This is a genomic window from Streptomyces sp. NPDC007189 (assembly GCF_040703635.1).
Taxonomy (GTDB): Bacteria; Actinomycetota; Actinomycetes; order Streptomycetales; family Streptomycetaceae; genus Streptomyces.
The window spans coordinates 1-8,614 of sequence record NZ_JBEYEY010000055.1 but is presented as its reverse complement, the minus strand read 5'-3'; the positions used below and the strand labels follow the sequence as shown (position 1 = coordinate 8,614).

Sequence of the window (8,614 nt, the reverse complement as noted above, 5' to 3'; positions counted from 1 at the left end):
CGGACAGGCGCAGTGCTGGGACTGCGGCCGGAAGGGCTGCAACGAGTCCCGAAACCATCAACGTCCAGGAACCTGTCGTGGCGAGGCACACGATCATTCCGATGGGCAGGGTGAGGGTACCTGCGAGCGCAAGAACAGCCGCGCCGGTGGCGGGGCGGGCGTGGAAAGCCCGCCGCTGGTCGGGGACAGGCCTGCCGGCACCCGGTAGCCAGCGGCTGCCGGCGTGCGTCCGCAACGCAGCGTCGAGCCGGGCGACGGTCGGTCTGCTGAATCCGAAAAGAGGCGTGAGCCGTACCTCGCGCCGGGATTTCGAACGGCGGTTATAGCGGCGGAACGGATTGCGTCGGGCGCCTTGCGCCCCCGGCTCGAGGGTGATCCACAGATCGTGCCGAATGCCGTTGAACCGGCGAGCGCGGATCTGAACATGAGCCACCGCCGTCCACGCGTACCGGGCTACCACGCGCCCTCGACTTCCGATCTCGATCCCGTCCTTGTCTACGCGCACTCCAACCCGGTAACGCTGGCCCAGGAACATAAACAGAATTCCATAGGTCACGGTGACCTGGGCTGACAGCAGCGGGGAAGGGTGTGGAATGCGCGCCAGGTGTACGTAGGCGGGCACACCAAGGGCAAAGCAAATGCAGGCGCCCTCCCATATCCGCCACAGTGTCTGTACGGAGACCCGCTGCTCAAATTCTTCCCGGGAGGCGCCGGAGTTCTCCTTCCCCGTGTCTTGTGGTGGTGCCAGGGGCGATGAAACTGCGGGATTGCGCGTCAAGGCGATGGCGTCACCGGTATCGGTGTTGAACTGGCGCGGCAGCGGTAGCCCAGCCGCTCTCAAGCGGGATTCAACCTCCGGGAAGACCGCACCCAAGGGCAGCGGGTCAGTGGCATCTGGGATCCCTTCCCGAAGAACAGACAGTAAGGCGCCCGTGAAAGCGGTGTAGGTCGCCCCCAGCGGGGCCATGGAGGCCCTGTCCGGATGGGCCGACACCATGGTGTAGGTGCCCTGGACCTCCATACCGGGTAGGGCAGGGCTCATCCGCGTCTGTACGGCCAGTCCGCTGAAGCAGCAGTCGAGAATGAGGACGCGCTTGCGGGCGCGACTGGTGCGGAACTCCTTCCGAAGCAGCCGGAACGCCAGCGCCGTGTGGTCGACGTACTTCTCGTCCGCCTTCGACGTGGCGAGGTAAAGATCGTCCAGTTCATCGTCGGTTCGCGGTGAAAGGGTGCGGCCCGACCTGCGCCGAGGATGCAGAAGATGCAGATCAAGGTCGCGGACACGCGGTGCACGTGGCGTGTCGTCTGCTCAACGCCAACCGGCGGGCCAAGGACACGCAGCCGTCAACACTGACGTGGCTGATCAGGCACGGCTGACGCTCGCTTCTCCGGCCCCTGCGCGGCCAGGCCTCTCTCTGGCCGACGATGCCCCCTTCGGCCGAGACAGAGCCGAAGGGGGGAACGTGGCGGGGGCCGGGCGCGTGGCCGCCCGCGCCCGACGGCCGTAAGGCTGCTGCGGTCAGGCGTTGACGAAGTCGGGGGCGATCCGTGCCGCTGCGGCCGCCGCGTGGCGCCTGACTTCCTCTTCGTCCAGGTGGTCCAGGCCGAAGTCGACCAGGAGTCGGTCGGCCTGCTGGCGCGCCAGCACCTCTAGGGTGCGCGGCAACACCTCATCGTCAAACGGCTGTCCGGACTCCTTCAGCTTGCGGGTCGCCTCCCAGGCGGCCGCGTGGCCGGCCTGTTCCTCGGTGACGAGTCGGTCCAGGCTGGTGCTGCCGTAGATGACGGTGTGCGCGTCCTTGTACTGCGTGATGCTCTGGGGCACGGTTTCTCCTCGCGATAGGCCCAGACCGGGCTGGTGCGCGCCGGCCGGTTACTCCCCAGACAAACCCGGCCCTGCCGACCCGCGCCCGGCGGCGAGCCCCGAACGGGTGGCCTGCAGGGGGCGACACGCTCCGCGTTGGCCCGGGCGATACCCCGGCCCGCCGTGTCGGCTACGCGGAACGGGTTACGAGATGACACGGAACGTGGTGTCGCCGATCGGCTGGCCAGGTGGCGGAAGGTCATGATGCCGGTGGCGGTGTTCACCGTCATGGCGGCGGTCGTGGCGGTCATGTGCGCCTGAGCCGCATACCGTACCCGCCTGTCTCCTCCAGGGCTCGTGTGTCAGTCCGGTGAGTGAGGCAGCCGGTGAGGCTGAACCGGCGGCTCTGCCATCGCCTCTTCCGGCCGGGGCAGTGGAGGCGGGGGGAACAGGAGGTCTTCCCAAGCGGTCAGCGCGAACACCATGAGGAGCAGCATCTCCGGGACGAGCAGGGCTATCACGATCACGAGGCCTCCCCGCGGAGCAGTGATCACAGCTGTTGTCCGGCGGCAACCTGGTCACGCTCACCGTGCGCCCGAATGGGGGACGCCGCACATGCGGCAGGGGTCCGTGTAGGCCGAACGGGTGACGCCTGGTTCGTACGGATGCGCGACAGGGCAGCCGCGGTGATCCTGGCGGGGCAGCGCCCCGTGCGCCCAGACCTGCCAGGCGGGGCAATCGGCGCGTCATCACTTCGGCTCTGTCGGCCGTGCGGTGTGGTGGGGGTGGCCGTGCGTTCGGCGGTCTTCTTTCAGCTCCGCCTCCAGCAGGTGGTCGCGCCCCTGGGCGAGTTCCTTCACGGCGCTTGCCTCGAGCTGTTGGAAGGGCCGGTAGTAGGTGGCGTTGTAGGCCTCGATGATCTGGAACGTCCAGTGCCCTGGAATGACGTTGCGGCCCAGGATCTGGGTGCGGACCGTTTCGGCCTCGGGGTGGCCCGCTTTGTGCAGGAGTTCCACCGCGCGGTCCAGCTGGAAGTCGGCGGTGCCGGTCAGCTGGTGGAAGTCGTACAGGCGGCCTCTGGCCCGCTCGGTGGTCTCCAGTGCCTTGGACAGTGCGCCGAGCGCCTCGACCGTCGCCTCGCTCAGGCCGTCGGGGCGGCGGTGCCGGCCGTCGGGGCCGTCCCGGTACTCGGTCATGTGTTCCTCCGCGGGCAGGCCGTAGGCGTCGGGTGCGAATGATCGTGTGGCCGCTGGCCATGGGCCATCTCGCGGAAGTGGTGACTTTGGAGCGCGATGCGGACACCCGCGGGGTACCTGGGTGAGGGCCCGGGGCCAGGTGGTGGTGGTCCCGGGCCTCCACGAGGGCTCGCGTGTGCGGGGGCGGATGTTCATGGCGCGATGTCGTACTCAGGCTCCGAGATGCAGGGGGCGCCGTTCGCGGGTGCCGGCCGAAGGTGGCGGGATGCGCGAACGAAGCGCAGATCCCGTCGATGCCTTTGAGCGCCTGGTGGAGGGCACGGCGGGCGGTGGCGGCTCGAGCGGCTTGCCCACAGCTGATGAGAAGACCGGGCTATGTTCCTCCCAGTCGGCATCAGCGGGGAGCCGTCCTCTCCCTGATCTTCGAGCTGCGAGGCACGAACTGTGCGTGTTCCGGGTGTTCCGGTGCAGATGACCACGCGGTCATCTGCACCGTCGGCCAGGCGACCGGTTCTGTCCGGTTCATAGGGTGCTTTCTGTATGAACCGGGTGCCGTATGCCATCTGCCCGGAGCTGGAGTGTGCAGCGATGGTTTCTGGTGGACTCGCCTCGTGGAGGGCGGGATGGTTCCACCGTTCTGATCTCAGATAGTGCAGCCGGGGCCGCTGAGGGGGCGGACGCAGACGTTGAGGCCGGGGCCGCCGTTGTTGGTGTTGGTGCCGGGGCCGCCGTCGAGGACGTCGGGGCCGTTGCCGCCGAAGAGGGCGTCGTTGCCGTTGCCGCCCCTGAGGGCGTCGGCGCCGTCCTGGCCCTCGATGCGGTCGTTGCCGTCGCCGCCGTTGATGACGTCGTTGCCGGTGCCGCCGCACAGCAGGTCGTTGCCGCCGCGGCCGTCGATGACGTCGTTGCCGCCGAGGCCGAAAATGACGTCGTTGCCGGGCGTACCGATGAGGAGGTCGGCGTGGTTGGTGCCGACGATGGTGGGCGTCGCGTTGGCGCAGGTGAGGGCGGCGGCCGGACGGACGGTGATCGTGAACTGCCTTGAGGCCGGGGGCACGTCGGGGTCGGGGTCGGTGGCGGTCACGGTGAACGTGTACGTGCCGGTCGTCGTCGGAGTACCGGAGATCACTCCGCTCGTCGGGTTGAGGCTCAACCCGGGAGGCAGGGAGCCGCTGGTGACCGCGAAGGTGGGGGCTCCGGTGCCGCCGGTAGTCTGCAGGGTGGTGGAGTAGGCGACGTTCTGGGTCGCGTCGGGCAGCGGGCTGGTGGTGACGAAGGCCAGATCCTGGATCGTGTAGCTGATCGTCACTTGGCCATTGGCGCTGGGAGTCCCGATCGGCGAGGCGGTGTACGTGGTACCGCTACCTGTCGGGGTGGCGAAACTGCTGCCCCCACCACCGCTCCCTCCGCCGGCTGCGAACGTGGTGGTGGCGGAAGCGCCGCCGCCACCACCGCCGAAGTAGCCACCTCCGCCGCCCCCGCCACCGCCGACAGCGACGCCGGCGCTACAACCGGAGAAGTTACCGCCGACACCCCCCGCGCCGACCATCGCACCGGAGAAACCGCCACCTGTCCCTCCGGGCTGGCCCGTACAAGGCCCGGCAACAGCTCCCGCGCCTCCCGTGCCTCCCGCGCTGGTGGTGCCTCCGCCGCCACCGCCCCCGGGTGAACCGCCGAGAGACCCGCCTGCGGCGCCGGCGGTGCCGTCCGGGGTTCCGCCGTTACCGCCCTGGGTGGGGATATTGCGTGACCCGCTACCGCCTCCTCCACCCGCTACCACGAGCAGACTTCCGCCCGTCGCCACACTTGACGCCCCACCCCCGCCCGCGCCATTGGGCACGGGACTGGTGGTTCCGCCTCCGCCCGCACCTCCGCCGTTGTAGCCACCGGTGCCCCCGGCGTTACCGGTACAGGCTGCACCGCCAGTACCACCCACATTGACGGTGACGACCGTCGGGGTGGAGGAGGCCGGAAGAGTGGTGACGACCCGTGCCCCGGTACCACCCGTCCCTCCATTGGGGCAAGTTCCAGGGACGGCACTGCCGCCGCCGGCGCCGTCAGCGGTGATCGTCGCTACCGCATTCGCCGGGATGGTGAAGCTCTCTGGGGCACCCGTGAAGGTGAAGGTGTGATCGATGCTGACTGCACGATGAGACGCCGTGGCCGCCGCCACCGGAACCATCCCGAGACCGGACAGAACCATGCAAAGGGCTGTCGCGGTGCCTGCGCTGTACCATCGCCGGCCGTTGCCAGGCCCCCCGCGCCGTCTCCCCAACCCAACGATCAAAGACCGTCGCGCATGCCTTTCGTTCACCGATCTCTCCCGGTTTCTTGGTGTCAGCCGTGTCAGCACCCGTGCGCAGTCAGCAGCAGGCCAGCGCCGCCATACCCACGGTGCACGCAGGCGCACTGTATGCGAGGGAAAGAACTACAACAGCGAATAAGTCCTTTTTGAGCGCTTTCCGAGCGCGTCTGGCGTACCCCTGCCTTGGTTAGGTGACTGCATCCATCCGTACCTCCCAAAGCGGAACAGACGGAGGACACCGGGCGACGCGCCGCCGTGTCCAAGAGGACCCTCAGAGCGAGCACTTCATTCCGAACCGACCTCGTCGAGTCGACGGGAGTCGGTGTCACCTGCGGTCCTCTTTGCCTGCGCAGGGTGGTCCGGGCTTGGTACCTGTTTCTGATCCTCGTGGCTCGATGGGGTCAGTTGTAAAGGTTTCCTTGACAGGCGGGAAGTTGTAAAGGCAGTCTTGACATGTGGCCGATTCTTCAATGTCCCTCGGCGCCCTGAGCGATCAGCTTGCTCAGCAGGCGTCTGATCTGGCTGAGGCGCTGGGCAGCCCCCTGGCAGCGCCGGCATATCTCGACCTGGTCCGGCGCTCCCAGAGGGTCGACGACATGGCGGGACAAGTCCTGAAGCTGTGCGTACAGCAGTCGCGGGATGCCGGCCATACCTGGCAGGAGATCGGAGACCTGCTCGGCGTCACTCGCCAGGCCGCCTTCCAGCGGTTCGGTAAACCCATCGATCCCAGGACGGGAGAACCCATGGACAAGACGGTGCACATGGCCGACGCCGCGCAACGCGCCATCACGATCGTCACGGACGTCTTGGAAGGCCGCATGGACGAAGCACGGAAATCCTTCAACGCCCAGGTGCTGGAGGCATTCACTGACGAGGTGCGGGGCAACGGTCTGGCCACGGTCACCGGCCTGGTCGGCGCGTTCGAGGGCTTCGGCGAGGGCGAGCCGTTCGTCCGCCGCATCGGCGACCACACGGTCGTCGACATCCCGCTGCGCTACGAAGCCGGCGACATGAAGGCCCGCGTCGCGTTCGACACGGACGAAAAGGTCGCCGGAATCTTCGTCATACCCCCGGAAATCCCGTGAACCCTGGGCCCGGCCAAGACCGAAGGCGTTGGCCGGCGGACGGGGCGGAGGAGGAAAATGCCCAGAGGAAACAAGCCGGACGTGCGGGTTCTCGCAGCGATCGCCGTGCTGCACACGGCAGCTGCGGTCCTCACGTGGCGGGACCTGCGTACCAGGTCGGTGCGGCGGGTGCGCGGTGACAAACGGATATGGCGGGTGGCCAGCGCCGTGAACACCCTTGGGTCGGTCGCCTACTGGCTGTTCGGACGCCGGAAGGACCCCGTCCCGTCGACAGGCGCCCACACGCGGGAGGCATGAGTGAGCCGGGCGAGTACGACCACCTACGACGACGGCGCAATACGCTGCGACGACCAGTGCCTGACCATCCGCCGCTACTACCCCTGGGGGGCGAAGCGGATTGCCTACACCTCGATCAGGAGCATCGAGACGCTCGACCTGACCGGCGCGAACAAGGTGCGCGGGTGGCGGATCTGGGGCACCGGCGACTTCCTTCACTGGTGGAACTTCGACGCAAGGCGCCCTAGGAAGAACTGCGCGCTGGTGATCGACGTGGGACGCCGCGTGCGCCCCACGATCACCCCTGACGATCCGGACGCTGTCCTGCGCATCCTCACCGCAGGCAGGAGCAGCAGATGACCGGACCGGCTGACGTAAGCCCGTGGGCGGCGATCGTGCCGCTGATCGCGATTCTCCCTGCCATCCTGTGCATGATTGACATCGCGAGACATCCGAACACCCGGAGCCTGACGCCTCAGGCATGGCTGGCCGTGTGCGCATTCGGGAACATATTCGGGCTGATTGCGTATCTGAAAATCGGCCGGGACGCGAACCGCTAGTGCCGCATCGGGCAACGTTCGCCGCTGGACGGTCTGGGACGATGGCTCCATGGACGAGGAAGTCATTCCCATTCTTCGCGTCGAGGACGCTGCGGAGGCGGTCGCATGGTACGAGCGACTGGGCTTCGCCAAGCAGTGGGAACACCGCTTCGAACCGGGACTTCCCGCGTTCGTCGAGGTCGCCCGGGGCGGGGTGCGGTTGTTCTTGTCGGAGCACAAGGGCGACGCCCGCCCCGACACATTGGTCTACCTCCGCATCCGTGATGTCGAGGTCATCGCTTCCGAGTTCGGTGCGCAGGCGAAGGACGCTCCGTGGGCGCGTGAGATTGAGCTACGCGACCCTGACGGCAACCGGCTTCGGATCGGCACTCCGACGGAATGACCCTCGCCGACAGCGCGCGGCAGAGAAGCTGTGCCGGTGGCTGAGCTTGTTCTTTAACCTCCTTAACCCCCTGGAACTGCGAACGCGCAGTCGTTAACGTCATCCTTGTGACTTCTCGACAGGCCAGCCGTCTCCTGATCAGGGTTCCGGAGCATGAGGCGCCGAAGGGCTACGTCCTGGACGACCCCCCAGGCGCTGCCGGAGTGGTGGTCATGGAGGTCTCGTGGGATCTCCAGGAGGAGTTGGAAGCCGAGTTGCAGAGGGCTGGTGCCACGCCCCTGCCGAGGCCCCACTATCTGCGTCTCGACGTCCCGACGTATGCGACCGTCGTTCTGGCGGCCGCGCCAGGAGTGTGGTTGACGCTCCGTACCGCCATTCGCGCGCTTGCCGACCGGAACAAGCAGAAGACATTCCGCTTGTACCTCGGCGACGCTGAGATGATCGCTGACGGCCACTCCGTCAAGGACGTTACCCGTCTACTTGAGACCGCACAGACGCTGTTCGAGCGTCAGACTTCCGCTTCGGATGAGACCGAGGGCGAGGCCTTGTCGTATGCCGCGGTGGAACAGGCAGCGAGGCAACTCCTCGTGCAGCGCGACGGTCTGGCGGTCGACGAGCACATCAGCGGTTGTCTCGATCGTATGGCCCAGTACATCGATGACCCCAGGCTGTGGGAATTGGTGGTCGTGAACCTGGACATGGCCGTAGACGGGTTAGTTCGGTTGGAGCGGGACAACGACAGGCCATCGGCCGTCACACCAGAAGCGACGCTGTCCCTCAACGCTGCCGCCGAGATTCTCAAGCAGTTTCTCCATACTCGTAGATAGACGCTCAGCTTGTCTCGTATGACATGAGGGTCGAAATGGGCTTCGAACTAGGCTGCTCACCTGGTCGTTCGCCGGACAGAGGGGTGAGCTGTCCTGGGTTTCGTAGAGTGCGGTGGTCTTGTTTCAGGCGGGCTGCTGGGTGGCTTCCTGTTGTTGCCACCAGCCGCGTTCGTACTCGG

General features: G+C 67.1%; 8 protein-coding genes and 1 pseudogene. 5 read left to right on the top strand and 4 right to left on the bottom strand.

Annotation, left to right across the window (positions count from 1 at the left end; genetic code table 11):
- The 4 genes and pseudogenes from AB0950_RS40115 to AB0950_RS40100 all read right to left on the bottom strand — a co-directional run.
- Positions 1–1,021, bottom strand: a pseudogene (locus tag AB0950_RS40115) (hypothetical protein); the annotation flags it as partial.
- Positions 1,022–1,519: 498 nt separating this feature from the next.
- Complete coding sequence (locus tag AB0950_RS40110; protein ID WP_366780785.1) at positions 1,520–1,825, bottom strand: hypothetical protein; 306 nt, start codon at positions 1,823–1,825, stop codon at positions 1,520–1,522.
- Positions 1,826–2,553: 728 nt separating this feature from the next.
- Positions 2,554–3,000 carry a hypothetical protein gene (locus AB0950_RS40105; protein ID WP_366780784.1) on the bottom strand — a complete coding sequence of 149 codons (447 nt, stop codon included), beginning with the start codon at positions 2,998–3,000 and terminating at the stop codon, positions 2,554–2,556.
- A gap of 643 nt (positions 3,001–3,643) precedes the next feature.
- Complete coding sequence (locus AB0950_RS40100) at positions 3,644–4,309, bottom strand: calcium-binding protein (protein ID WP_366780783.1); 666 nt, start codon at positions 4,307–4,309, stop codon at positions 3,644–3,646.
- Between the two features lie 1,451 nt (positions 4,310–5,760).
- On the opposite strand from AB0950_RS40100, the gene AB0950_RS40095 reads away from it, so the two are divergent.
- From AB0950_RS40095 to AB0950_RS40075, 5 genes are all read left to right on the top strand, one after another.
- Entirely contained in the window at positions 5,761–6,390 is a 630-nt protein-coding gene (locus tag AB0950_RS40095; protein ID WP_366780782.1) for a DUF3887 domain-containing protein, read from the top strand.
- A 297-nt stretch (positions 6,391–6,687) separates the two neighbouring features.
- Complete coding sequence (locus AB0950_RS40090; protein WP_366780781.1) at positions 6,688–7,026, top strand: hypothetical protein; 339 nt, start codon at positions 6,688–6,690, stop codon at positions 7,024–7,026.
- Complete coding sequence (locus tag AB0950_RS40085; RefSeq protein WP_366780780.1) at positions 7,023–7,226, top strand: PLDc N-terminal domain-containing protein; 204 nt, start codon at positions 7,023–7,025, stop codon at positions 7,224–7,226. The genes AB0950_RS40090 and AB0950_RS40085 overlap by 4 nt, the downstream gene beginning before the upstream one ends.
- A gap of 49 nt (positions 7,227–7,275) precedes the next feature.
- Complete coding sequence (locus tag AB0950_RS40080) at positions 7,276–7,608, top strand: glyoxalase superfamily protein (RefSeq protein WP_366780779.1); 333 nt, start codon at positions 7,276–7,278, stop codon at positions 7,606–7,608.
- 107 nt (positions 7,609–7,715) lie between these two features.
- The gene (locus tag AB0950_RS40075; RefSeq protein ID WP_366780778.1) at positions 7,716–8,435 is read left to right on the top strand and encodes a hypothetical protein; all 720 of its coding nucleotides are present in this window, start codon (positions 7,716–7,718) and stop codon (positions 8,433–8,435) included.
- The last annotated feature ends 179 nt before the right edge of the window (positions 8,436–8,614 follow it).

Excerpts from the sequence above, each read along its gene's own strand:
- AB0950_RS40085 (WP_366780780.1), top strand. The coding sequence starts at position 7,023 with ATGACCGGACCGGCTGACGTAAGCCCGTGGGCGGCGATCGTGCCGCTG.
- AB0950_RS40105 (WP_366780784.1), bottom strand. The coding sequence starts at position 3,000 with ATGACCGAGTACCGGGACGGCCCCGACGGCCGGCACCGCCGCCCCGAC.
- AB0950_RS40080 (WP_366780779.1), top strand. The coding sequence starts at position 7,276 with ATGGACGAGGAAGTCATTCCCATTCTTCGCGTCGAGGACGCTGCGGAG.